This is a genomic window from Nonlabens sp. (genome assembly GCF_051251825.1).
Lineage (GTDB): Bacteria > Bacteroidota > Bacteroidia > Flavobacteriales > Flavobacteriaceae > Nonlabens.
In genome coordinates, this window is sequence record NZ_JBPOGG010000001.1 from 113,831 (window position 1) to 139,731 (window position 25,901).

A 25,901-nucleotide genomic window follows, 5' to 3' on the forward strand; every position below is an offset into this window, starting at 1 on the left:
TTAAACGCAGTAAACGTACTAAATAATATATGAAACGCTGGATATATGATTTCTTTAACTTACTCTATCCAGAGCTGTGCATGGGTTGTGAATCACCGCTATCTACTGGCGAAAACCTAATTTGCACCACTTGCCACGGCCATTTACCGCTTACTAATTTTCATAAAACAAGCGATGAAAAAATGCGTGAGCTATTCTATGCGCGTATTAACGTAGAACATGTGACCAGTCTTTTTTACTATGAGAAGATAGGTGCTGTACAACACATGATGCATGAGTTAAAATACCGCGGCAAAGAAGAAATAAGCGCTTATCTAGGAAAATGGCTCGCTACAGAACTGAGCGATCATACAGGTTTTCAAAACATTGATGTTGTGATTCCGGTTCCTGTGCATCCGGTGAGGATGAAGACACGTGGCTATAATCAGGTCTCGGGTTTTGGTAAAGAGCTGGCTGTTGTTTTTGGAGCACGCTTTCGCGAAAGCGTATTAATCAAAACTAAAAATACTATCAACCAAGCAAAGCTGAATCAAAGCAAACGTAGTGATGAGACGCAATCGCCCTATGAACTCGCCGAAACGATTCCCGAAGGTTCTCATGTGCTGCTGGTCGATGATGTTGTGACTACAGGAACGACACTCGTGTTATGCGCTCGAGAATTACTTAAAATTCCAGGTGTGAAAATTTCTATTGCTACTATGGCAATATCTGTTTAAAAATTTGAGGTTTGATAATCATGAATGGCAGACTGAAGTCTGGCGCTGAGAATTGTTGTGTCGCCTGCGGCGTTCTTTTTCTAGCTGACTGAAGTCAGCTAGCGCATTGCTTTACAGAATTTAAATCACTGAAGACTGAGGACTTTAAGACTGTGACTTAATTCTTTTTCCTTTTTATACATAATCATAGTAACTTGCGTGCGTTATATAATCCTGTGAAAAAGACCTTACTTTATACAATTCTGGTGCTGGTAGCAATTACTACGCTCGTGCAATGTGCTAAACGTGGAACGCCTACTGGTGGACCTGTGGACGAAGAGCCGCCAGTGATATTGCGCGCTTATCCAGATAATTATAGCGTCAATTTCAAGGCAAATGAGATTGAAATCACCTTTGATGAGTACATTAAAATAAAGGATTTGCAGAAACAGCTTGTCGTTTCTCCACCATTGAAATATCCGCCAGTGGTGACGCCTCAAGGCGGTGCTTCTAAGAAAATGACTATCAAGATTGAAGATACGCTAGCGGCAAATACTACTTATACGTTCAACTTTGGGCAGAGTATTGTGGATAATAATGAGTCTAATCCGTATCCGTTTTTTAGATATGTGTTTAGCACAGGAACTTACATAGACTCGCTAGAATTAAAAGGTAGAATCACAGATGCGCTTAATTATGAGTCTGACGATTTTGTAAATGTATTGCTCTATAAAATGGACGAGGAATATACAGACTCGCTCATTTTTAAAGGTCCACCGCTATATGTTTTAAATACGCTGGACAGTCTGAAAACTTTTACCATGCAAAATCTTGCTGCTGGCGAGTACCGCATGGTGGGAATTAAGGAGCAAAACAGTGATTTAAAATATAATCCTGTTAATGATAAAATAGGTTTTGTCTCTGAGCCTGTTACTGTTCCTAGTGATGAGGTTTATGAATTAAAGATGTTTAAAGCATCACTTGATAATGGGATCAAAAAAGTCACTCACGAAGGGAAAAGCAAGTTTTTCATAGGTTACACCGGTCATCTAGACTCACTTAACGTAACAGCTGAAGATAAGGACCTATTCACTAAAACTAGAATTACAAAATTTGAGAAGAAGGACACGCTGCAGTTTTGGTTCCAACCAGTTGTAGAAAGAGATACTGTAATTCTTACTATGAATTATAAAGATTTTACAGACCAGAAAAAAGTAGCTTTAAAAGACCGTTATGCAGACAGCCTGCAGCTTAAAAAGCAAGGCGATGTTTCTCTTGCAGAACCTCTAGTTTTAACTGCGACGACTCCTATAGATTCTTATGACCTTTCTAAAATGAAAGTTATCGATAAGGATTCTACAGCGCTTGAATTTGATGCACAATTAGATCTACTTAAAAACGAATTAACCATAGATTTCCCTCGTAGCGAAAGTCAACGTTACATTCTAGAAATGCTGCCTGGAGCGATTACAGACTTTTACGGTAAAACAATGGATACCATTGCTTTTACTGGCACCACCAGAACAGCTTCAGACTACGGGAACATGGAAATCACATTAACTGGTGGCAGCAACTGGCCTGCGATTGTTCAAATTGTTAAAGAGGATTTAACAGTTGTTGCTCAACAAACGGTTACAGAAAATGGTGTTTACTCTTTTAACTATTTAGATCCAGGAAGTTATCTCTTGCGTGCTATTTATGATACTAATAGGAACGGTAGATATGATGCTGGAAATTTCTTGAAAGGAATCCAGCCTGAGAAAGTTGCTTATCTGTCGGCTCTAATTCCGTTACAGGCAAATTGGGATGTGAAAGAATCGTTTAAGCTAGAGTAGTAATTATTATGAACTCAAAAAAAATCGGCATGTTTCTTTAAAAGAAACATGCCGATTTTTATTAAAGAATAGGAAATGGATTATTGAATGATCCATTTCATGCTTTGAGATTGACCTTCTATATTAACCTTTATAATATAAGTTCCGGTTTTTAATGCTGCTGTAGGATTTAATTCTAGACTTGATGAAGAAGTCTGCTGACTTGTCACATCGATTTTTTGTCCTATTAAATTATAGACTTCAATCACAGGTTCACCTATAATAGGCCTTGAGAATCGAATACTAACATTTGAATTACCTGATGTAGGATTAGGATATAATGCAACATCATTATTTACAAAATGATCTACAGAAAGAGTTGTGTTAAAAATGATTTTAAACCTGTTAGTATCAACGCTAGCGATATTACTTGTAGTTGTAAAGTCATGTATGAATGTTGAGTTTACAGGAACAGTAGTCATAGAATTATCAAAATTATCGAGAAGATACATGCTCAAATTTGAATTCATGTTTTCGGTCTTAATTTTAAACGAGTAAGTACTACCTGAGTTTATTCTTAGCATGTGCAGTAATAACTCATCATTATCTACTGGTTCTGGTAAAGCATTTATAGCAAGGAGTTGGTTACTTGTAGTGTTCCATGCTAGATTTTCTCCTGGCGATTGTAATTTATTAGAATCATAAGCGTCATTTTGATAGCTAAATTGATTTCCAAAAATTGCTGTAGTCCCATCTATAGAATTATTTGAACTTGATGAGTTTACATCATTTAATTCTACGGTCAGTTTAGGTAATGAGCTCGTGCTAAAAACGGTCACATAATTATCTGCTTTATCACTTTCTTTAAAAGTGATAGCACCAGCAGTTCCTAATGTGCTATTATGTACAAAAAGAGCTTGACCGGTTTGAATAAATTCACTCACGTTTGAGGACGGATTATCGTTAGTAATTCCATTGTAAGCTACGTATCTTCCACTTTCGGATGCAGTTCCCATATTAGGGTCCCAAACGTAATAGGTGTTTGTTAAACCTGTTCTAGTAACTGTATTCCAGTTTACCGGACTGATATATGGATTCCCTATAAAACTAAATCCTCCAGTTTCTGGATTAGTGGTATTGTTCATAGGTGGAGAACTGCTAGTATCAAATGTAATATCTCCAGTAACCATAGTTCCTGTCGCAGGTAAAACAACGGCAGTGTTCATATTTGCTAGTGCAGGTTGCGTAAGATCAAGGGTACGATCACCTCGTATCATAATACGATATCCTTGTCCAGCATTTAATCTAGTAGTGTTTGTACTTTCAATTGCGTCCCAACCACTTCCAGTTGTTTGTTCATTATTAAATAGAAACATAGATGGGTTCCCTGAACCACTTGTGTCAAAACCATTTGCTCCAGTTAGAGATCCTGTAATTTGTGTTCCTTGTTGCCAGTTGTCTGCAATAAAATCAGTTGTATTTACAGATGGCGTGAGCATTCTAAAAGCTCTTTTTCCTAATGGAATAAATCGCTCTACCGTAACTTTTCCTTCTCCTGTAAGTGCTCCATTGAAAGTGTCAAACTGAGCAGTTCCAGAAGCATCACTTTTAAAGACGATAGTTCCACTATTCACTAAGTTTCCATTTACTTGAAGTTTATTTGATGCATCGATGGTAAGCGTTTTACCTTCATTTATAATAATATCATTTACAAGTAGATCGCTAGACATAGTTAAATCATCATCTATAAGTACATTATCTGTAATTAGACTTGGACCAGTCGTATTGCTCCAAGCTTGATCTCTCCAAGTAATAGGTTGAGGCAAATCAGTTAGTGTTAATCTAATAATCTCATTAGATCCTTCAGTAACTTGCTGTAAAGTGTAATTACTTGTGAAGTTTTTAAAACGTATTCTTTCAAATAATTCGGTGGCACTCACTGGTGTAATATTAGAGGCAATGATGAGATCAAAAACTTCATAACCTGCAGGAGTATATTCAAAATCAATTAAGATATCTCCATCTAGAGTTATATCAAATCCTTCTGCTTCAGTTTGTGTATAATCAAAACTTGCTTTGATTTCTACTACATGTAACGAATTAGGTTGAAAAACTTTATGCTGGTTTAACAAACTCGCACCATATCTTATACGATCATATGGAGTATCATCATTGCCATCGCCATTTGAGTCTCTTTGGTAGTCTGTTTCAGTGTCTTCAAGCCAAGTTTGGTAATCCTCAGGCATTACTAACTCATATAAACCGTCATACTGATCTAATCCATTACCACGATCCAGCACCATGTCTGTTACTCCTTTACTAGCTTTCCATGCAGAGTTTAATGTAAAATAGTAAGCAGTACGGTTTTTTGAAAACTCAAGATCTGATAAGCCGTAAGTACCAGCATCAGTAAAAACAGTCTCATTGTTAGGAACACCATCTTCTATTCCAGGAATATTATCTAGAAGAGTTTGAGTGTTTTTAAGATGATCATTTTCCCACTGGTCGTCTTCTATACTAATTCCATAGTTTGCTGCTCTATTTGCTAGCTCGGTTAAAACGGAACTTGGCACACCTACGTTAGTAAGACCTGATGGAGCAAGGTTAAAGTTTCCTAGCTCTGGGTTTTTAAATAAGGTCGTGCTTAGTAGCGTTCCTGCTCCTGCTGGAACTACACCACCTATACCGCTGTAATTGTTTGAAGCGCTGTATCCTGGACTCACAGCTGCATCACCTAGTTCATAACTATCTTTGCTAGGATTTACTTCCACAGCATTATTCATGGCTGTAAAATTGAGGTATTCAGCATCTGTACCGAAAAAGCCATTTGCTGTGTCTGTGATACCATCACCATGACTATCCTTACTATATAGAGAGTTGTTTAGAACTTCCAGATTATTAGTTGGCTTGATACGTATTCCATCTATCTTGAAAAATGCAACTACATTATTTTGAATTCTAGCTTTCATTATTACATCATGATCAGGTGTTTCATCAATTAAAACTGATTTACCTTCATCAAGTGTCCAATTCATAAATCCTTTTGATGGAACCCAAGAATAAATACGTTGATGCACATTAAAAATCATGTTACCATTAATGTCCCATCTGTATTTATTAGGATCGTCTGGATCTGCAAAACTACCATCACCTTGCTGCCTCATTATACCATGACCACCACTTAAAGAGGTTTTTGCTATGTTGTAAATAACGTTACCCTTAACGGTCACATATCTTCCGTTTTCAATATTTATTGCTTTTTGATAAAAATCATGAATCACATTATTCGTGATGAAAATATCTTCTGCCTCCTCAATTTGAAATCCTATTCCACCACCAGATAATGCAAAATCAAAAGTTTGTGGTTCCCAAACATATTTAGACAAGATCTCATAATGTTCTACCGTATTAGATTGTCCATCAAGTTCAAACCCTTTGATTTCAATGTTTTTAGCGTTTTCTGCAAAATGAAAATTTCTAAAATTCTTCATTTTTAAAGTCACCTTTTCACCTGGTTCTGGAGATACAGTAATCTTATTTGTAGCCTGAGAGTTGATGTAAATACTATTATCAATAGTGTACGTCCCAGCCTTTACATAAACAGTAGAGATATTACTTATAGCAGCAATGTTAATCGCATAAGCAATAGACTCTAATGGATTATTAGAATCTCCTATTGCTCCGTCAGATCCGTTTGCTGGATCCACATAGAGTAAAGTTGCACCAGCATAAGGATTTGCTATAAAAGATATTTCTTGAATTTCTATAGTCTCACCAGCGGCATTAAAATTACTTCCACCACTTGAGCTATCATCTATTTTAAACTGAATACGTATAGAATCTACTGTGTTAGTCCAATTTGCGTCAGACATATCTACAAGATAGGTCACAAAATCAGCCGTGCCCGTGTTAATTGTAACCGGAACATACTGAGCGGTTCCAGTTAGATTACCTATTCTCATTAATGTAGGACCATTTGCACTAACCTTCATTACTATTCTTGCAAAGGTTTTTGTGCTTGCATCTACATTTGATACGTCATTTTGTATTCTAGGATTATTTCCTGATGTAGTTGTAAAAATTACACTGTTAGCTGTGTAGGTGTCATTTAGACGAAGTGTAGACCACCCATTGAGACCAGAGCCAGAATTATCAAAATTCCAAGAACCGTTTTGTGCAAAAAGAATAAACGAACTAAAAAAAATAAAAAAAGATAAATACCTAACCTTCATAGCTATAACATTAAAAAATAGAGAGCAAAGATATGGCAATAAACAACTCGTTAGTGTTAAATAAACAATCAGAATCAGAGTTAAACCTGTTAAAAGTCAGATAACATCGCTCAAACCGCGTTCTAAATCTGTTTTTAGTTAACTATGACAACTTAAAGTCATCTCTATCACCTAAGAATTGCAGTTTTTCTCTCAATAAGTTAATATGAGATTTTTTTAATTGGACTGTTTTAATGTTTTGATTTTCCCAAGGATGGTCTTCTATCATTTCCTCTCCTAGCAAATCATAAGCTTGAGAATGTCCATTATATTCCATACCGTTTCCATCTAATCCTGTACGATTTACACCGATTGTATAACACATATTCTCAATTGCTCGTGCTTTTAATAACGCGTCCCATGCATTAATGCGTGGTACAGGCCAGTTAGCCACATATAAAAGCACATCGTATTCTTGAGTATTGCGAGAAAAAACAGGAAATCTCAAGTCATAACATATTTGCAAGTTGAATTTCCAGCCCAGGTATTCTGAAATTATAGGTTTTTCACCTTTATGATAAACCTCATGTTCTTTGGCAAGTGTGAAAGTGTGTCTTTTATCATAAAAATCATAAGTACGGTCTGGCCTTACAAAAAAACCACGATTTACAAATCGCTCACCATCTCTAAACATCACACTACCGTAAATTGCAAATTTTCCTTTTTTTGCATGTTTCATGAGGTATTCTATAATTTGCTCAGAGCTTGCATGTTGCTGAGCGTTCATGGAGAAACCTGTGGTAAACATTTCTGGTAAAACTACTAAGTCAGTTACTCCATACAGTTGTTCTAGCTTGCGCGAAAACTGCTCCAAATTTGCTTTAGGAGTTTCCCACGCGAGATGCGTTTGAATGAGACTTACTTTGATGTTTTCTTGAGGCTGCATTAATAATGTTTTATTGGTTAAAAATACTTCTTAAGTATTTCAATTCAAAGGATTTATAGGCTATTTAAAATTTGAGCAGCCTTAATAATTTCATGATCTTCTTTTGCAAAACAGAACCTAAGCATCTTAGGATCAGTTCCATTCATGAAAACCGAGATCGGAATACTAGCAATTTTATGCTCGATGGTAAGTGTTCGCGCATAATCAACATCTGCTTCATTTGATAAGGCAGAGTAGTTGAGTAATTGAAAGTAAGAACCTTGTGTAGGTTTAAAACTGAATTTACTGTCCTGTATAGAATGAAGAAATAAATCTCTCTTTTTCTGATAGAAAGATCCTAGTGATAAGTATCGCTGCTCTTCTTGAATGTATTGAGCAATTGCAACTTGCGCGGGATGATTTATGCAAAACACAAGATATTGATGGATTTTATAAAATTCCTCCATCATTGCTTTGGGCGCAAGACAATATCCTATTTTCCATCCTGTAATGTGAAAAGTCTTGCCAAAACTGCCTGTAATAAAACTACGTTCTTTTAAACCTGGATATCTAGAGGCACTTAAATGTTCCTGCTGGTCAAAAACTATATGCTCATATACCTCATCACTCAATAAAAATAAATCATGGGTAACTATTAAGTCTTGTAACTGCAGCATATCCTCATGACTTAACATACTACCGCTAGGATTATGAGGTGTGTTAATCATAATCATTCTAGTCTTATTATTGATACGCACTTCAACTATGTTCCAATCAATAGTGAAATCTGGTAAATTCATAGGAATCTCTATGGCTTTACCACCGGCAAGTTCTATGGCTGGAATGTAACAGTCATAAGCTGGTGTAAAAACAATTACTTCATCTCCTCGATGGACAACTGTTTGGATTGCTGTAAATATCGCTTGAGTAGCTCCAGCCGTTATACATATTTCATTAGCAGGATTATAAAAAGTCTTGTGTAGCTTTTGAGTCATTATAGAAATGGCTTCTCGCAACATAGGTAATCCAGACATAGGTGCATACTGATTCTTATCATCAGTAATAGCTTTAATATGTAATTCCTTTAATTGAGCATCTACTGGAAAACTGGGAAAGCCTTGAGATAGATTGAGAGCTTGATACTCATGAGCAAGACTGCTCATAACAGAAAAAATGGAAGGAGTAACCTGAGGTAATTTTGATGTAATCATTCTCTAAAATAATCAATTCCTCTGTGAATACTCTGAATGGCTTTAATTTTTAAGTGTAATTGCAACCCGTGAAAGTACTAAAAAATACGTTTAAACCATAAAATACGATGTTAAACTAGCTTAATGATGATTAATTCTGTTTAAGTGCACTTTTAAACTTTAAAATGTAATGTCTTTAAATACCTATTATAATTAAGTTTAAACTTTGTTAATCAATAGGTTAACTTTTTAAAGTAATATTCCGGGAATAATTTTGCCTTATGACTTTCATCGAATACCTCTCGTTGTAATACTTTTTTATCAGTTGTATGAATAAATTTGAGTCAACCTTAAATATAATATCATGCGAAACTTTACTTCCCTTTTAAGATTTACCTTTTTAATGTCTCTTTCTATTTTAGTTTTTTCATGCAGTGGTGAAGAACTCTCAAACTCTGATTTATATCAAGAAGAAATTCCACAAAAGATTTCGGACTTTATTGATTCAAATGAGAACTACTCTATGTTTAATAACGCTATAGAAGGTTCTGATATTCAAGATTGGTTAGCAAATCAAGAAAACATTACGCTTTTTGCGCCGTCCAATGCCGCTTTTAATAATTATTTACAGGAAAATGGATATGCAACTATAAATGATATACCGCAGGACTATCTAAAAGAGCTTTTAAAAAATCATGTAATCACAAGTGAGATTGTTTTAGGAGACTTAGAGTCGGCTAGTGAACTCTTATTAGAAACAATGGCACAAACACAATTTCAATCTTCATCACATGTAATGTCTATAATTACTAATGATTCTGGACTTAAAATTAATGGAATTACCATCAACACTCCAGATCAGTTTTTTGTAAATGGAGTTGTGCATGCAGTTGATCAAGTAGTAGAACTATCTACAGCACATACTTTCATTAACGAGAGCAAACAGTTTAATTCTTTTAAGAACTTAATAGGACAATCTAATAACGCTGCCGAAATTCTAGAAGTTTTAAATAGAAAGATATCTGAAAATGACTCAAGTGAATTAACAATTTTTGCGCCAGATAATGCTGCTGTTGAATACTTCATGTCTAATTTAGTCACCACCAACTCTACAAATTCCACTGGTACTGAGGTCATAAATTTTGCAGTAAGAACTCAGGTAAGTTCTTATGATAACCTTGAGGTAGATGAACTTACTAACGGTTTAAATATCCAAACTCTAGGAGCAACAGTCTCCACAACTGTAGCTGGAAATAATGAAGTTTCTTTTAAAACGAGTCCATTTAGCGAAGTAGTAAAACTTAAGTCTTCACAGGTGAATTCAATTCAAACATCTAATGGTATTTTATTACTTACTGAAAAGGTTCTTCATTAAACAATTCTGTTTTCATGATAAAAGGCTTTCTAGTTGTAGAAAGCCTTAGTTGTTTTAAGTCACAAAAAAACCACCTCATTGAGGTGGTTTTTTAATACAACATCTTTAAAGCTTAAGTATTAAAAGTTAGCTTTTAAATATTCAGTATTCATTCGAGCTATGTTTTCAAGCTTAATTCCTTTAGGACATTCAATCATACATGCACCAGTATTGGTACAGTTACCGAATCCTTCCATATCCATTTGACGCACCATGTTTTGAACACGATCAGTCGCTTCAATTTCACCTTGTGGTAACAAAGCGTATTGAGATACTTTGGCACTTGTAAATAACATCGCACTAGCATTCTTACATGCAGCAACACAAGCTCCACAACCTATACAGGTTGCTGAATGAAATGCCTCGTCTGCTTTTGCTTTCTCGATAGGAATAGAGTTTGCATCTTGAGTATTACCAGATGTGTTAACAGACACATAAGCACCTGCTTGCTGGATTCTATCAAATGCAGAGCGATCTACAATTAAATCTTTGATTACAGGAAATGCAGCTGCTCTCCATGGCTCAATAGTAATCGTATCTCCATCATTGAACTTTCTCATGTGCAATTGACAGGTAGTGGTCAATTTTTGCGGTCCATGAGGTTGACCATTAATCATCATATTACATGATCCACAAATTCCTTCACGACAGTCATGGTCAAATTCTACAGGCTCTTCACCTTTATTGACTAATTCTTCGTTTAAGATATCCATCATTTCAAGAAAAGACATATCACCATCAACACCATCTAGTGGATAGTCAACTATTTTCCCTTTGGCTTCAGGACCTGCCTGTCTCCATATTTTTAAAGTAAGTTTCATACTACTTATATTTATTTAGTCACGCTTTCGCGAAAGCGGAACATTTAAAATTCAATTATTTATAACTACGAGTTACTAGTTTTACGTTCTCAAAGACTAGGTCTTCTTTGTGCAACTTAGCATTACGTGGATTTTCATCGTATTCCCAAGCGCTCACAAATGCAAAATTCTCATCATCACGCAGTGCTTCACCTTCTGGAGTCTGGTACTCTTCACGGAAGTGACCACCACAACTCTCGTTTCTAGTCAATGCATCCTTAGCAAACAGTTCTCCTAGCTCAAGGAAATCTGCTACGCGGCCTGCTTTTTCTAGTTCTTGATTCTTCGTATCAGCACTTCCAGGAACTCTTACGTTTTTCCAGAAATCTGCTCTTAACTCAGCTATTTCATCCATTGCAGATTGTAGATCCGTCGCGTTACGTGACATTCCACATTTGTTCCACATGATTAAACCTAGTTTTTTATGATAATAATCTACAGAATGTGTTCCTGCGCCATTCATCAATTTCTCGATGCGAGCACGAGTATCTTTTTCTGCTTGTTCAAACTCAGCTGTCTCAGTTGAAATAGGTCCAGTTCTAATCTCGTCTGCTAGATAATCACCTATAGTGTATGGTAATACAAAATAACCATCTGCAAGACCTTGCATTAAGGCACTTGCTCCTAAACGGTTTGCACCGTGATCAGAGAAGTTTGCTTCACCAGCAGCAAAACATCCTGGTACTGTAGTCTGTAAATTATAATCTACCCATAGTCCACCCATAGTGTAATGCACTGCAGGGAAAATCTTCATAGGCATTTCATAAGGATTCTCGTCTGTGATGTTTCTATACATATCAAACAAGTTACCGTATTTCTTCTCGATCACTTTCTTACCTAAAGCAATCATTTCTGCTTCACTAGCGTCTTTATGACCGCTAGTTAAGGCTTCTATTTTTCCATATCTTAAGAATGAAGCTTCAAAATCAAGGTAAACAGCGTTACCGGTTTTATTTACTCCATAACCAGCATCACAACGTTCCTTTGCAGCACGAGACGCAACGTCACGTGGCACTAAGTTACCAAAGGCTGGATATCTTCTCTCTAGATAATAATCTCTATCTTCTTCTTTAAGGTCTACACCTTTTAATTTTCCTTCACGTATTGCTTGAGCATCTTCAAGATTCTTAGGAACCCAAATACGTCCATCATTACGTAATGATTCTGACATCAAGGTCAGTTTAGACTGGTGTTCTCCAGATACTGGAATACAAGTAGGGTGAATTTGTGTGTAACATGGGTTTGCAAAGTGAGCACCGCGACGGTGTGTTCTCCAGGCTGCCATTACATTACTTCCCATTGCGTTTGTAGAAAGGAAAAATACATTTCCATAACCACCAGAAGCGATCACTACGGCATGTGCTCCATGTCTTTCAATCTCACCAGTAACTAAGTTACGAGCGATAATACCGCGAGCTTTTCCATCTACTTTTACAAGATCTAACATCTCGTGACGGTTAAATGGTGTTACTTTACCACGGTTGATCTGTCTGTTCAATGCAGAATATGCTCCAAGTAATAATTGTTGTCCTGTCTGTCCAGCAGCATAGAATGTTCTAGAAACAAGAACACCACCAAAAGAACGGTTATCTAACAATCCACCATATTCACGTGCAAAAGGAACTCCTTGTGCCACACACTGATCGATAATGTTTGAAGAAACCTCTGCAAGTCTGTGTACGTTTGCCTCACGAGATCTATAATCACCACCTTTAATAGTATCATAGAATAAACGGAAGTTTGAATCTCCATCTCCTTGATAGTTTTTGGCAGCGTTAATTCCACCTTGTGCAGCAATCGAGTGCGCACGACGTGGAGAATCATTATAACAAAAAGTCTTAACGTTATATCCTAGTTCAGCAAGAGTTGCAGCGGCAGAGCCACCAGCAAGTCCAGTTCCCACAACGATAACGTCTATGTTACGCTTATTTGCAGGGTTAACTAGGTTTATGTGATTTTTATGAGTAGTCCACTTATCAGCAAGTGGTCCATTAGGTACTTTAGAATCTAATACTGACATAATATTCTAGTGATTAAAATGATGGAACAATGCGATGAAAATAAAACCTGCAGGAATAAGGATAGACCAAGCATAAGTTGCTTTTCTCAATCCATCACCTTTATTAACAGCTTTTGCTCCCATGGACTGGAATGAACTATTGAAACCATGCCACAAGTGCATTGCAAGCAACACATTTGCAATTACATAAAGAACGACTCTCCATATATCTACAAATTTATGCTTCAATTCTTCTAAATATCTCGTTGGATCTTCAGGTTGTACATCGATATACTTTACGTTCATTTCATGTACCCAGAAATCATACATGTGCAATCCTAAAAAAGCAAGTACAACAAGTCCAGTTATAATCATATTACGAGAAACCCATTGCGAGTTTGAGTTTCCTGAGAACTTAGCATATTTAACAGGTCTTGCGTTTCTATTTTGTATTTCTAGAACGATTCCCATTACAAAGTGAACGATAAGTCCACCTATAAGAATAGGTTGTGCTATAAATTGCACTAATGGATTATAACCCATAAAGTGTGACCACTCGTTAAAGGTGTCTGGTGCAACGACTGATGTAATATTTATGACAAAATGCTGAGTCAGGAATACAACCAGAAACAGTCCCGAAAGTGCCATTATCCACTTTCTAGCAATAGAAGATTTTACTAATGCGCTCATGTATAATTTTTTAGTTTAAAGGCAAAGATAACTTTCACATTCATCAATTTCAATCGTTATAGTCAAAAGCCCGATGACTTGCGCTTATTTGGATTGAATCTTAATAATTTTCATGAAGCATATTGCCTCCTTATAGTAGTTATAGACTTCTTTTCCTTACTTGTGGTTTGTTAAGTTTGTGTTGGGATTTTATTTTTTTGTGATTACGCTTTCGCGAAAGCGTGAAATTTAATCATACTTCATAGCATGGTTTTCACGTTCTAATTCAATGAAATATCTCGTACTCTTATTATTTAGTGCTTCTTTCCAAGTTACAGGTCAACAACAAGAGCCAAGAACCATTCACGCTTTTGTAGCCTTATGTGATAATGCTAACCAAGGAATTGTGCCAGTTCCTGAAAAAATAGGCAATGGACAAGATCCGGCTAATAATCTTTATTGGGGCGCAATGTATGGTGTAAAAAGTTTCATGAAGAATAGTAAAGACTGGACTTTAGTCCATACTTCAAAAAAGGTGGATAGTTTGATTTTAGAACGCGTTTTATTCAAACATAATACTACAAACACCTATCTCCTTGCCGATGCTTATGATGGAGAACATATTAAGCAAACAACCATTGACTTTCTAGAGGCAACCGCAGGTAGAAATGGTTTCCAACTAGAAGTTGGTAGTCAACTACTTTGTTTTGGAGGAGATGCTCAACTGATTTCATACATAGGCCATGACGGACTCATGGAGTTTGATGTAAACGGAGCATTTGAACCAGTAAATGATAAAAAGCGAGATGTTGTTATTTTAGCCTGTTCGAGTCGTAGTTTTTTCACACCATATCTAAAAATCACAAAAGCAAATCCATTAGTCTGGACTTCAAACCTTATGGCACCAGAAGCTTATACTCTTAAAGCTACTATTGATGGATGGATTGAAAAAGAAACTGACGAGCAAATTAGAGAACGAGCCGCTCAAGCTTATCACAAATACCAGAAATGTGGAATCAACGGTGCGAGAAATTTAATTGTGACTGGGTTTTAATCAATTCCTAAATCATTATGAAAGGAATGATAAGGTTCTATTTCACTTAATGGAATCCCTATTTTTTCTTCAATTATGAGACAAACTATTCTTTCTATCTCATATTTACTGGAGATTTCTTGGATATCAATTAGTTCTTCTGAATTCATCGATATAATCCAATCAGTCAATTTTCTTAATGTATTTTCTGCTATAGGTTTTGTTCTGTCAAATATTTTAAACCCAAAGAATCGCACTTCACTTTTTAGTGAATTGTTTAAATCTATATCAACAAGTTCGGGAATTTTGAGTCCAATTTTACTTGCTAACTGATCCCAATCAGATTCTAAATCAGTTTTACTAAGTAAATCTGATATTTTTGAATCAGGAGTGATAACGCTTTTATAATTGCCAAAACTTTCAAATGCATTTCTAATTCTATAGAAAACTAATTGCGATAAACACTTTTCGCTAGGATTGATTATTATTTTTTCAAAAACAGAATCTACCATATCTTGAATGGTTATGATATTCTCGGATTCCTCATCAGGAACAATTATTCCAAATGTTTCTTCAAAAGTCATTACTAATTCTACGGAGTCCAAACCCATAATCTAAAATTTACTCCACCATCTCAAGCACTTGCTCAGCACTTCCCAGATTCCCAGTTATTTTCACCGTGTATTTCCCGACTGGCAAATAGGTTTTTCCGTTATCTGCGGTTTTAGCTTTTTCTTTAAAACGTTTTAAACCAGATTTTGAAATCGTTCCATCATACTCATAGAAGTTTAAACCTTTGTCTGCTGTAGTGGCAAATTCTTGAATAGTTTTTCCGTTTTCGTTAAGGATTTCTATTTTTACTTTTCCAGCAGTTGGGCTGTAAAAAGCAAGTTCTATAGAAGGTTCTGGTCCTTCACTCCACATAAATCCTTTACTACCGTAACGAGAAGAAGCTTTCGTTTTTTCTATCTCAGCTAGTTTCAATTTAGTTCCAGTAGTTCCCGACATGAATTCATCTTGACTAGAAACATTTAATAGATTAAGAGCATTTAAATCTCCTAAATATATAGAACGACCATGTGTTCCCACGAGCAAATGATTTTCTTCAGGTTGGATTTTTAAATCGTGAACGGCTACCGGTGGCATTCCGCCAGTGAGTAGATTCCATGTGTTACCACTATCTGTACTTATATAAGTAGCATTATCTGTCCCCACAAATAGAATATTCTCTTTTTTAGGATGCTCCACAATTACATTAACTGCTGCCGTAGGAATAGAAATCCCAATGTTCTTCCAATTTTCCCCATAATCTTCACTCATATATATATAAGGTGTAAAATCATCAAAACGATATCCATTTAACGTCGCGTAAACACGGCCCTTTTTATGTTGTGATGCTACTACACGACTTACCCATAGATTTGCTGGCCAGCCACCATTGAGTTGTTCCCATTCTACGCCACCATCTTTAGTTACTTGAACCAGTCCATCATCTGATCCTGTGTAAATCAACCCAAATTGAAACGGCGATTCACTTATGGTAGTTAGAGTTCCGTAGGCAACGTTTCCTTCTTTGCCACCTTGTGTTAAGTCTGGAGAAATTGCGGTCCAGTCATCACCTTGATTCATTGAACGGTGCAGTTTATTACCACCTAGATAAAGAATATCTTGGTTATGCGAACTCAACATAATAGGAGTCTGCCAGTTGAAACGATATGGAGATTCACCTAGTTCATGTTTAGGCTGGATATATTTACGGTCTCCAGTTCCTCTATTGATTCTAAAATAATTACCAAATTGATAACCCGTGTAAACCAAATCGCTGTTGCGTGAATCAATCTGGATTTGCATGCCGTCGCCACCCATAATGGTTTCCCATGGATAATAACCACGCTGGTGCCAGCTTCTATCTTCAGGCGCGTTATGAGCACCTACCCAAACTCCATTATCTTGCAATCCACCATAAACACGATATGGTTTTTGGAAATCATAATTGATAGCATAAAATTGACCTACGCTAGGTGAGTTATTCTTAATCCATGTTTCCCCATCGTCATAAGAGATGTTGAGTCCGCCGTCGTTACCATTGATTAAGTGACCACGTTTGTTAGGATTTATCCATAGTGCGTGATGGTCTGCATGTACGTTTTCTCTTGAAATACTTTCCCAGTTTTTACCACCATCAGCTGATTTAATGATAGGAACACCCATCACATAAACATGGTTAACATCGCTAGGATCCACACGCACTTGAGCAAAGTAGTAACCATAACTGTAGAAAACGTCGTCTATTTGACCTTCGTGTGTTTTGTTCCACGTTTTTCCACCGTCATTACTGCGGTATAATTCGGCACCTTTTACAGGTGTGTCAAATAGTTGCGTGTTTGCATTTTCAAGATATTTTGCTACGTCCAGCGGTGTTGCATCTCCACTGCGCACCATGTTTTTCACATTGTCTGCACGGTATTTTTCTTGAAATCCATTTTGCTTCAAGAATTTGTTGAGTTTATCGTTATCCAGCTTTAGGAAAGCCTCTTTAGACATGGATTTAAAGTCGTCTTTAGAAAGGTTGTTGTCGGAGTCCGCTTTCGCGAAAGCGTTACCACCATCATCATCTTTATCTCTACGGAACTGTGAGTCGTGAATGGCATAAACGGTGTTATCATCATAAACAGCCAACCCGATACGACCAACTCCAGAACCTACTGGGAAACCACTAGCTTGTGTTGTTATTTTATTCCAAGTTTGCCCTGCGTCCATGCTTTTATAAATCGCACTGGCATCTCCATCACCATCAAAATTCCACGCTTTGCGGTCTTTTTCCCAGCTCGCTGCATACATGATATTAAAGTTAGTAGGTGAATGAGCGAGGTCTATAAAACCAGCCATGTTAGTTGCAAAAAGTGTTTTCTCCCAAGTCGCTCCACCATCTTGAGTAGTGAAAATTCCGCGGGAATCACTTTTAGAATATAAAGGTCCTGTGACAGCTACAACCACGTGGTCGCTATTTGAAGGATTAATCAAAATACGTCCTATGTGATGAGAATCTGTAAGCATAGGTTTGCTCCATGTTTTTCCCCAATCAGTGGACTTTAAAATTCCTATTCCTGCATAACTACTTCTACTGGAGTTGTTTTCTCCAGTTCCAGCCCAGATGGTTCTAGAATTCCAGTCCGCAGCGATTTCTCCTAAATTAATAGTTCCAGCACCGTCCATAATAGGTGTAAAACTGGTTCCGTTATTAACAGAATGCCACAGTCCACCACTGGCATATGCTACGAGCATTTCGGTAGGATCAGCAGGATTTACTTCCACATCCACCACACGACCAGACATGATGGTAGGACCTATATTTTCGAATTTGATATTTTTAAACAGCGAGTTTTGCGCCATTTGTTGATGTTGTTCCAGACCTTGTTGTACTTGAGCAGCTGGAGTTGCCGCAGGATTTTGCGCAATTGCTAAAAACGTAGTGAGTAAAAATGCAATAGAAAGAACTCTTTTCATGGTGTAATTTTTATGGAGTTTAAAGATAAGTCATAGAATTTGAAATGCCTCACCTCTGTCCTCTCCAGCGGAGAGGAAGTTTAATACTAATAAAATTAATTTGAGACCTAAATCCAGAAACCTACCCTTCAGGGCTAGGGAAAGGTTTCGGCGTGCTATTTACTATCTAAAAAGTTTCACGTTTTGTCAAACATGCCAAGACGAATACTTGGAGTGTTGCCTACCAGATTTTAAGATTTGACATGACAACTATTGGTGTTGGCATCGTTTAAATCGGATTCTGGTCTGCTTCAGCAGAATATAATAACATGAATGCCTTTAAAATAATGGTTCGTTTCGTTTCCGTTCCCCAACCCTAAAGGGTGCGGAAACAATTGAAATTATTCTTTAAAAATCATTTAAGTCCTATAACTAGAAACCTACCCTTCAAGGCTAGGGAAAGGTTTCGGCGTGCTATTTACTATCTAAAAAGTTTCACGTTTTGCCAAACATGCCAAGACGGAAACTTGGCATGTTGACGACTAACTTTTCTATTAAATTTGATTATTGAATCGATGAAGTTTTCCAACCTCTAAAATCTTTTAAAAACCTAAATCCAGAAACCTACCTTTCAGGACTAGGGAAACGTTTCGGTGATTATTTTATAATCATCCTAACATTTCCGTGATACTCTTTTTTTACATTGCCGTTATGAAAAAAATACTACTAGCCTTATTTACAGTGGCAATTTTAATGTCCTGTAAAACCGAAACAAAACAAGATTTAGAAACTTCAAATGCTGAAGTCAGCAAAAAGCATAAAATTGATATGGCAGCTTATCCAGTGGCGCTACAGGAAGTGTTTACCGCTCATGGTGGATTAGGGAACTGGAATAGCATGCAAAGCTTAACTTTCACCATGCCCAAAGAAGATGGAGTTGAGGTTCACACCACAGATTTATACACTAGAAACGCACTTATAGAAACCGAAAAGTATCAAATAGGAGCTGAAAATGGGAAAGTATGGCTCGCTCAAGACAGTACTTATTATCCTAAAGATAGAGCACGTTTTTATCATAATCTCATGTTCTACTTTTATGCCATGCCATTTATACTTGCAGATGATGGAATAGTCTATACTGAGACCACGGCACTTGAAAAAGATGGAATTTCTTATCCAGGAATTAAAATAAGCTATGGTTCAAACGTAGGTGATTCTCCAGATGATGAATACATACTTTATTATCATCCAGTAACTCATCAAATGGAATGGCTAGGCTACACCGTTACTTATGGTAAAGATTCAAAATCAACAGACTTCCATTATATCAAGTATAATAAATGGCAAGATGTGAAAGGATTATTGCTGCCAGAAGAACTTACATGGTATAAAACAGAAAATAATTTACCTACTGAGGCTCGAGGAGCACCTAGAATTTTCTCAGCTGTAGATGCAGACGCCAGTGATATGGGATCTGATTTTTTCAAAATGCCAGAGAACGGAATCTATGTAGATGACTAGAATCTCGATTTTTTGTAGTAATTTAATTTTTTAAACCCAACCTTAAATTATTATGGAAACAGTACGTTACGTCATTATAGGAATTGTTCTAATCGCAGTTCTTCTATTAGTAGTCACTTTTTTAAAAAATAAAAAGAAACGTAAGAAGAGATAATCTTAATGTTATAGATTTCTTTAATCCTTTGCTATCTCTATAAGCATTGGTATCTTGCTAGCTGTGTGATTACGCTTTCTCGAAAGCGTGAGGAACACACTTACCAACACACAATTTTATTACCACTATGAAATACCATGCTATAAACTCAAAGCTTTTTATTCAGAATCGTAAAAACTTCATGAATAAAATGAAGCCGTCGAGTCTTGCCGTTTTTAATTCAAACGATGTTTTTACAACAGGAGCTGACAGTACGTTACCGTTCAAGCAACACAGAGATATATTTTATCTAAGTGGAGCAGATCAAGAAAATACCATTCTCGTATTATTTCCAGATTGTCCTGACCCAGCGCACCGTGAAGTGCTTTTTGTGACAGAGACTAATGAACATATTGCGATATGGGAAGGCGAGAAGCTGACTAAGGAACGCGCTACAGAAGTTTCGGGAATCAAAACGGTGTACTGGTTGAGCGATTTTGACAAGAAGTTTTTTGAAATGATGACGCAATGCGAGACCATTTATTTCAATACTAATGAGCATTACCGCCAAAGCGTGGAACTAGAATCTCGTGAGGACCGATTTATTAAAAAGGCCAAAGCACAATTCCCAGCGCATAATTATGCAAAATCTGCTCCTATTTTACAGCGCTTGCGTGCGGTAAAAGATCAGATTGAGATTGACTTGTTACAGCAGGCTTGTGATATTACAAATGCAGGTTTCCGTAGAGTATTGAATTTTGTGAAACCTGATGTGACAGAATATGAAATAGAAGCAGAGTTTTTACATGAGTTTATAAGAAGACGTAGCGATGGATTTGCTTACACACCTATTATAGCTAGTGGTAATAATGCAAATGTGCTACATTACATAGAGAATAATCAAGAATGTAAAGACGGAGATTTAATCCTTATAGATGCTGGTGCGCAGTATGCAAATTATGCTAGTGACATGTCTAGAACCATTCCAGTAAATGGACGGTATACCGATCGTCAAAAAGAGGTTTATAATGCGGTGCTAAGAGTCAAAAACGAAGCCACTAAAATGCTCGTTCCAGGAACACTCTGGAAAGAATACCATGTAGAAGTAGGTAAAATTATGACTAGCGAACTTATAGGCCTAGGACTCCTCGATAAAGCCGATGTGCAAAATGAAAATCCAGACTGGCCAGCTTATAAAAAGTACTTCATGCATGGAACTTCGCACCACATGGGACTGGACACGCACGATTATGGAATTTTATGGGAACCTATGCAGGCTGGAAATGTATTTACCGTTGAACCAGGAATCTATTTACCAGATGAAGGATTCGGAATTAGACTGGAAGATGATGTGGTGATTAATGGAAACGGTGCACCATTTAACTTAATGAGAGACATTCCTATAGAAATTGAAGAGATTGAGGAGTTGATGAATAAATAGAATATCAAATAATCTTTATAAATTCCAATTTCAAGAACAACATAGTTATTCTTGAAATTGGAATTTTTGTTTTTAGTCTTTTCTACATCATTTTTTAAATAGTTGAGAAGTGTTTATGTACTCATTTAATGATATTCTCTTAACTACTCATAGTCTAATAATAGCTATTTATTTTATCATATAGTCAGATGAATTGCTAGTTTCTACAGCGTTATAACGATTATAAAGTATGTTAATCGTCATTAACATTCAAGAAATAATCCCTTAACGTCCTATTTGAGGCAAAAGTTGATAAAAGAATTATATTTGATACAGCCCGAAAAATTCAAAACTTATGTTATTAAAAAAATTACTTTTTGCTATCGCTATTTTGTCAATAAGCGTAGCAGTCGCACAACCTAGTTGGAGCTTTAACTCAACAGATCAATTGGATGGTTGGTCCACAAACAAATTCACAGCAGCTTATACAGCAAATAGTGCTGTTTTAACCACACAATCTGGTAACAATCCTAGAATCCAGATCAGCAACGCAGGTATTAATACAACTACATACAAGTTTGCAAAAATCACATTAAAAGTAGGCGCTGGTGGTCCTACACTGTTAAGAGTAGGACATCCACTCGCGAGCTCTTCATGGGCGTCCACAGTTATTACTAATGATGATTCTAGTTTTAAAACTTATTATGTGGATATGTCCAATGCCTCATGGTCATCCACTGTAAACGAAGTAAAAGTTCAATTTAAAACTGATAATGGATCTGTAAATGGATCTACTTATGACAATGCTGGTAAAACTGTAGAGATTCAGTCAGTGTCTTTTCAAGCCACTGACGGGTCTGGTGGAACCGGCGGTGGTGGTACATTTACCGGAGCGGTTTATCTAGATTTAAATAATGGAACTGATAATAATTCAAGTGGTAGTAGCAGTTCACCATTTAAAACTATTCCTTATGCACTGGATAAAGCACTGGCTCGCTCTAAAAGATATGTTTATGTAAAAACTGGTGAATACAGCCTCAATCAGTTCATAGATATTTCAACAAACTCAACTGAATTAATTACCATGACACCTGAGCCAGGTGGAAAAGTAAAATTCAACCTTATTGAATCTAGAAATTTTCATTTTGACAATGATGCTAGAAATATAGAAATTAAAGGTTTTGAAATTGATGGTAAATCAAACGTAACAAACCATTATGATATTCTTGCAAATTATGTGTGGCAACCAGACACGTTTAGTAATAACCTCTCTGGTGGTGGAATCGCAATTAAAATTTCTGAGGCGCAAGACATTAGAATTACAAATAATGTAATCCATGATTTTTATCAAAAAGCGGTAAATATCGAAGATGGAAGGTACATTCAAATTAAAGGAAACGTTATCTATAACATCGGTAAGACATCACTAAGTGGTGGACACGGTATTATGAGACAACAGCGTTACGGTCACTTTGCAAATGCTGATGATCCTAATAAATATAGATGGGAAATTGAAGGTAACTTTCTATTAAATATTCATCAGCGTATTTATTCTTGGGTTCCTAGAAAAGGATATATGAACTGGACACTTGATGAAGGTAAATCTATTTTAATTGATGAGATAGAAGAGCACGATACAGGAATGAAAGCGATTATTAAGAATAACGTAGTAGCTTATCATAAAATTGACGGAATCAGATTGAAATACACAAACAATCTTGAGGTTTCAAATAATACTGTTTATAGTCAGGATCCACATGCAGATGGTATAACTGATACTCAAAAAGGTTTTGTGGAGAACAACACGCCTGGAACACCATTTTTAAATTTCAATTGTTTCAATAATGCAGTGCAAGTAGATCCTTCAAGAGAAGCTTTTGAACTTGTAGATGCTCAAGGAAGTACGGGAAGCACTTTTAGTAATAATCAAGTAGGTTCTGGTATCATAAGACCTAGTAGTGTTGCTAGTAATGTGGGCGCACCTATGTTTAAAGATCCTGATGATGGTGATTTTGCTTTAGTAAATCCTTCACCCAACTTAGGAGCTCCACAAAGCATTATTGCAGAATTAAAAGCTAGAGCTGCAATTTATGATGTGGTTATTGAAAATGATAATTGGGTGCACGACCACAATAAAAACACACAAACTTTATTAGATAACGTTCCTGGAGTAGAAGATGGAATTTCTAATAACGAGCCTGTTTTTAAAGACGCAGGAGTTTACGCAAGATCAGATCAAGAATGGAGTAATAATCGTATGGCTTATTACTTTAACGCCCAAAACTCTTGGGAAGCTGCAAATGGCGTAGTGGATAGTGGTAATGATAATGTTTTAGATCAGCGTACAGAATTAGATGCTTATGATGGAATGTATGAAATCATAGTTCCAGAGGATTATGCAACCTGGTATGAGCGCATTAGAACAACTCATCTTAGAGATACTAATAATGATGGAGCTGGCGATACAGAGTATGGACGCATACGTTATGGCGCAAGTGTAGTTGCTCAAAATAAGATTCTTAAAAACAACTCGCTTCACGTGGTTGAAATTGCTTCAAGTGTAGATTACACACAAATGATTGCAAAAAATAATAGCATTACGGTAAACGGAGATATTTTAATTGATTTCAATTATACGCCAGCAGGTTATGAAGTTTTTGACCTTATAGTAGCAAATAATATTACGAGTGCAAATGCTTCTGGAGTATTTGATAATATTAAGTTTGAAGGTTACACAGGTAGCAGTACTTTACAAATAGTTCCTGGTTCGCCAGACGTGATCCGTTTAACGCTTACTCAGCAACCAGCACCTATTGCATGGAGAAATCAAGCTTGGTCTAATACAACAGGACCTACTGCGACTGATAATGCATTGATAGATGATGATTTTACCGTACCAAGTAATTTAGTAGTAAAGGATTTAATCATTAACAGTGGTAAAAACTTGGTTATTCCAGGAGACAAAAGACTTAAGGTAAATGGTAATTTAGCAAACAGCGGTAGCATCACATTTAAGAGTGATGCAACAGGAACAGGTCGATTTAGCACCTTTAATGGTGAGTATGTAGGTGAAGGTGATATTATTGTGGAGCGTTTTATTCCGCAAGGGAAAAGAGCTTTTAGATTGCTCGCATCTCCAGTAAATACAACAGACTTTATAAGTGACAACTGGCAACAAGATACTCATATAACTGGATCTACTGAAGGTTTATATGGTTTTGATGCGTCCGGTAGTGGTAATCCATCCATGTTCAGGTTTAATAATCAATTAGCCACTGGAAACTCTTGGGAAAGTGTGACTAGTACAAATACAAATAGATTAAAAGTAGGTGAAGGATACCGCACGATGATCAGAGGAGATAGAAATGTAGATCTTACAGCTCCAGCACTGGCGACTATGAACGCTGCAACCACACTTACTGCAACGGGTAAATGGATTACTGGGAATGTAACTTTTGATGCAAATTCAGATGTAGGGATAAATAATACTACTAACTATAATGGTTTTAGTATGATAGGTAATCCTTATATAAGTCCAGTAAACTGGAATGACCTCACTAAAACTGGTATCACAAATACGTATTATGTATGGGATCCTAACATGGGTAGTGCTAGCGATCGAGGACGTTATGTAGCTTATAATGGATTGAGTGATACAAATGATAACGCTTCTTCTCAAGTTGATGAGCACATCCAGACAGGTCAAGCTATTTTTGTACAGAATTCTACTAATGGAACTGCGGGATCTATAACTTTTAAAGAGGCAGATAAATCAAATCAGTTTAATAACGTTTTTAGCCCAGCGGTAAATTCCCAAGCTAAAATCAGCGTTTCTATTTTTGACCCTATAGAATTAGCAAATGGTAATTCACCTATAGATGGAACGGTAGCGGTTTTCTCTAGTTTATACTCAGCACAAACAGATGGATATGATTCTATTAAATTAGAGTCTCCAGGAGAGAACCTAGCATGGTTAGCAAACAATGATAAACTTGCTGTAAATGCGACTTCCATTCCAGTGCCTAATGATGAATTGTCTTTGCACACCTTACGTTTAAATGCAAATACTAATTATTCATTTAAGGTAACAGGAGAGAATTTCTCTGCACCTATCACGGCTCACGTAGTAGATAATTTCTTAGGAACGATGACTCTTATGGCATTAGATTCTGACACCATTATAGATTTCTCTACAACGACCGATGCTGCTTCAATGGCAAATGATAGATTTAAAATCGTATTTAGTGGAACACTTTCCATTGCAAACGTGAATATGGAGGCGTTGATATTATATCCTAATCCAGCCACGAGTGGTAACGGATTTGAGATTCAAGTTCCTGATGCTATTACAGATGCGGTTTCCGTAAAAGTTTATAATATGCTAGGACAAGAGATAGGCATAGAATTTACTAAAATCGCTCAAGGCGTTAAAGTAACTCCACACACTGCACTTTCTTCTGGTAACTACATTGTTCACATTACTGCAGGAACAAACGTAAAATCTATGAAGTGGATGGTGCGTTAATCAGTA

15 protein-coding genes are annotated in these 25,901 nt (G+C 36.5%); 7 read left to right on the forward strand and 8 right to left on the reverse strand.

Translation table 11 applies throughout. The annotated features are described in order from the left end of the window. Nucleotides 1-29 precede the first annotated feature (29 nt). Both ACSHWW_RS00510 and ACSHWW_RS00515 read left to right on the forward strand, forming a co-directional pair. On the forward strand, nt 30-716 hold the full coding sequence (locus ACSHWW_RS00510; RefSeq protein ID WP_435680444.1) for a ComF family protein: 687 nt from the start codon (nt 30-32) through the stop codon (nt 714-716). Between the two features lie 215 nt (nt 717-931). After that, nucleotides 932-2,530: an Ig-like domain-containing protein gene (locus ACSHWW_RS00515; protein WP_435680445.1), complete on the forward strand. Its 1,599-nt coding sequence runs from the start codon at nt 932-934 to the stop codon at nt 2,528-2,530. Between the two features lie 80 nt (nt 2,531-2,610). Here ACSHWW_RS00515 and ACSHWW_RS00520 read toward each other — a convergent pair whose 3' ends face one another. The 3 genes from ACSHWW_RS00520 to ACSHWW_RS00530 form a co-directional block, all read right to left on the reverse strand. Continuing rightward, entirely contained in the window at nt 2,611-6,741 is a 4,131-nt protein-coding gene (locus ACSHWW_RS00520; protein WP_435680446.1) for a T9SS type A sorting domain-containing protein, read from the reverse strand. A gap of 142 nt (nt 6,742-6,883) precedes the next feature. Further along, a complete protein-coding gene (locus ACSHWW_RS00525) occupies nt 6,884-7,666 on the reverse strand; it encodes a nitrilase family protein (protein ID WP_435680447.1) in 783 nt (260 codons plus the stop codon). 53 nt (nt 7,667-7,719) lie between these two features. After that, nucleotides 7,720-8,856, reverse strand: a complete 1,137-nt coding sequence (locus ACSHWW_RS00530; RefSeq protein WP_435680448.1) for a methionine aminotransferase — start codon at nt 8,854-8,856, stop codon at nt 7,720-7,722. A gap of 343 nt (nt 8,857-9,199) precedes the next feature. Between ACSHWW_RS00530 and ACSHWW_RS00535 the strand changes: the two genes are divergently transcribed. After that, on the forward strand, nt 9,200-10,210 hold the full coding sequence (locus ACSHWW_RS00535; RefSeq protein WP_435680449.1) for a fasciclin domain-containing protein: 1,011 nt from the start codon (nt 9,200-9,202) through the stop codon (nt 10,208-10,210). 119 nt (nt 10,211-10,329) lie between these two features. Here the strand turns inward: ACSHWW_RS00535 and ACSHWW_RS00540 are convergent, their stop codons facing one another. Genes ACSHWW_RS00540 through ACSHWW_RS00550 form a run of 3 tightly spaced genes read right to left on the reverse strand, consistent with a single transcriptional unit; the run spans nt 10,330 to nt 13,798 of the window. Further along, complete coding sequence (locus ACSHWW_RS00540; protein ID WP_435680450.1) at nt 10,330-11,070, reverse strand: succinate dehydrogenase/fumarate reductase iron-sulfur subunit; 741 nt, start codon at nt 11,068-11,070, stop codon at nt 10,330-10,332. 55 nt (nt 11,071-11,125) lie between these two features. Further along, complete coding sequence (locus ACSHWW_RS00545) at nt 11,126-13,129, reverse strand: fumarate reductase/succinate dehydrogenase flavoprotein subunit (protein WP_435680451.1); 2,004 nt, start codon at nt 13,127-13,129, stop codon at nt 11,126-11,128. 6 nt (nt 13,130-13,135) lie between these two features. Then, nucleotides 13,136-13,798 (reverse strand): succinate dehydrogenase cytochrome b subunit, encoded by a 663-nt coding sequence (locus ACSHWW_RS00550; protein ID WP_435680452.1) that lies wholly within the window; start codon nt 13,796-13,798, stop codon nt 13,136-13,138. A gap of 268 nt (nt 13,799-14,066) precedes the next feature. Here ACSHWW_RS00550 and ACSHWW_RS00555 point away from each other — a divergent pair, with 268 nt between their 5' ends. Beyond that, complete coding sequence (locus ACSHWW_RS00555) at nt 14,067-14,831, forward strand: hypothetical protein (RefSeq protein WP_435680453.1); 765 nt, start codon at nt 14,067-14,069, stop codon at nt 14,829-14,831. Here the strand turns inward: ACSHWW_RS00555 and ACSHWW_RS00560 are convergent. Together ACSHWW_RS00560 and ACSHWW_RS00565 are read right to left on the reverse strand one after the other, a co-directional pair. Next, nucleotides 14,828-15,421 (reverse strand): phosphopantetheine-binding protein, encoded by a 594-nt coding sequence (locus ACSHWW_RS00560; protein WP_435680454.1) that lies wholly within the window; start codon nt 15,419-15,421, stop codon nt 14,828-14,830. The genes ACSHWW_RS00555 and ACSHWW_RS00560 overlap by 4 nt on opposite strands. Before the next feature lie 10 nt (nt 15,422-15,431). Continuing rightward, nucleotides 15,432-18,317, reverse strand: coding sequence for a VPS10 domain-containing protein (locus ACSHWW_RS00565; RefSeq protein WP_435680455.1), 2,886 nt, complete (start codon nt 18,315-18,317; stop codon nt 15,432-15,434). 690 nt (nt 18,318-19,007) lie between these two features. Between ACSHWW_RS00565 and ACSHWW_RS00570 the strand changes: the two genes are divergently transcribed. The 3 genes from ACSHWW_RS00570 (at nt 19,008) to ACSHWW_RS00580 (ending at nt 25,895) form a co-directional block, all read left to right on the forward strand. Then, a complete protein-coding gene (locus tag ACSHWW_RS00570) occupies nt 19,008-19,817 on the forward strand; it encodes a DUF6503 family protein (protein WP_435680456.1) in 810 nt (269 codons plus the stop codon). A 281-nt stretch (nt 19,818-20,098) separates the two neighbouring features. Then, complete coding sequence (locus ACSHWW_RS00575; protein ID WP_435680457.1) at nt 20,099-21,391, forward strand: aminopeptidase P family protein; 1,293 nt, start codon at nt 20,099-20,101, stop codon at nt 21,389-21,391. A 334-nt stretch (nt 21,392-21,725) separates the two neighbouring features. Continuing rightward, nucleotides 21,726-25,895, forward strand: coding sequence for a T9SS type A sorting domain-containing protein (locus ACSHWW_RS00580; RefSeq protein ID WP_435680458.1), 4,170 nt, complete (start codon nt 21,726-21,728; stop codon nt 25,893-25,895). Nucleotides 25,896-25,901 lie beyond the last annotated feature (6 nt).

Bases quoted from the DNA above. Each gene is read 5' to 3' on its own strand.
- ACSHWW_RS00510 (WP_435680444.1), top strand. From the start codon at position 30: ATGAAACGCTGGATATATGATTTCTTTAACTTACTCTATCCAGAGCTG.
- ACSHWW_RS00520 (WP_435680446.1), bottom strand. From the start codon at position 6,741: ATGAAGGTTAGGTATTTATCTTTTTTTATTTTTTTTAGTTCGTTTATT.
- ACSHWW_RS00525 (WP_435680447.1), bottom strand. From the start codon at position 7,666: ATGCAGCCTCAAGAAAACATCAAAGTAAGTCTCATTCAAACGCATCTC.
- ACSHWW_RS00530 (WP_435680448.1), bottom strand. From the start codon at position 8,856: ATGATTACATCAAAATTACCTCAGGTTACTCCTTCCATTTTTTCTGTT.
- ACSHWW_RS00535 (WP_435680449.1), top strand. From the start codon at position 9,200: ATGCGAAACTTTACTTCCCTTTTAAGATTTACCTTTTTAATGTCTCTT.
- ACSHWW_RS00540 (WP_435680450.1), bottom strand. From the start codon at position 11,070: ATGAAACTTACTTTAAAAATATGGAGACAGGCAGGTCCTGAAGCCAAA.
- ACSHWW_RS00545 (WP_435680451.1), bottom strand. From the start codon at position 13,129: ATGTCAGTATTAGATTCTAAAGTACCTAATGGACCACTTGCTGATAAG.
- ACSHWW_RS00550 (WP_435680452.1), bottom strand. From the start codon at position 13,798: ATGAGCGCATTAGTAAAATCTTCTATTGCTAGAAAGTGGATAATGGCA.
- ACSHWW_RS00555 (WP_435680453.1), top strand. From the start codon at position 14,067: ATGAAATATCTCGTACTCTTATTATTTAGTGCTTCTTTCCAAGTTACA.
- ACSHWW_RS00560 (WP_435680454.1), bottom strand. From the start codon at position 15,421: ATGGGTTTGGACTCCGTAGAATTAGTAATGACTTTTGAAGAAACATTT.
- ACSHWW_RS00565 (WP_435680455.1), bottom strand. From the start codon at position 18,317: ATGAAAAGAGTTCTTTCTATTGCATTTTTACTCACTACGTTTTTAGCA.
- ACSHWW_RS00570 (WP_435680456.1), top strand. From the start codon at position 19,008: ATGAAAAAAATACTACTAGCCTTATTTACAGTGGCAATTTTAATGTCC.
- ACSHWW_RS00575 (WP_435680457.1), top strand. From the start codon at position 20,099: ATGAAATACCATGCTATAAACTCAAAGCTTTTTATTCAGAATCGTAAA.
- ACSHWW_RS00580 (WP_435680458.1), top strand. From the start codon at position 21,726: ATGTTATTAAAAAAATTACTTTTTGCTATCGCTATTTTGTCAATAAGC.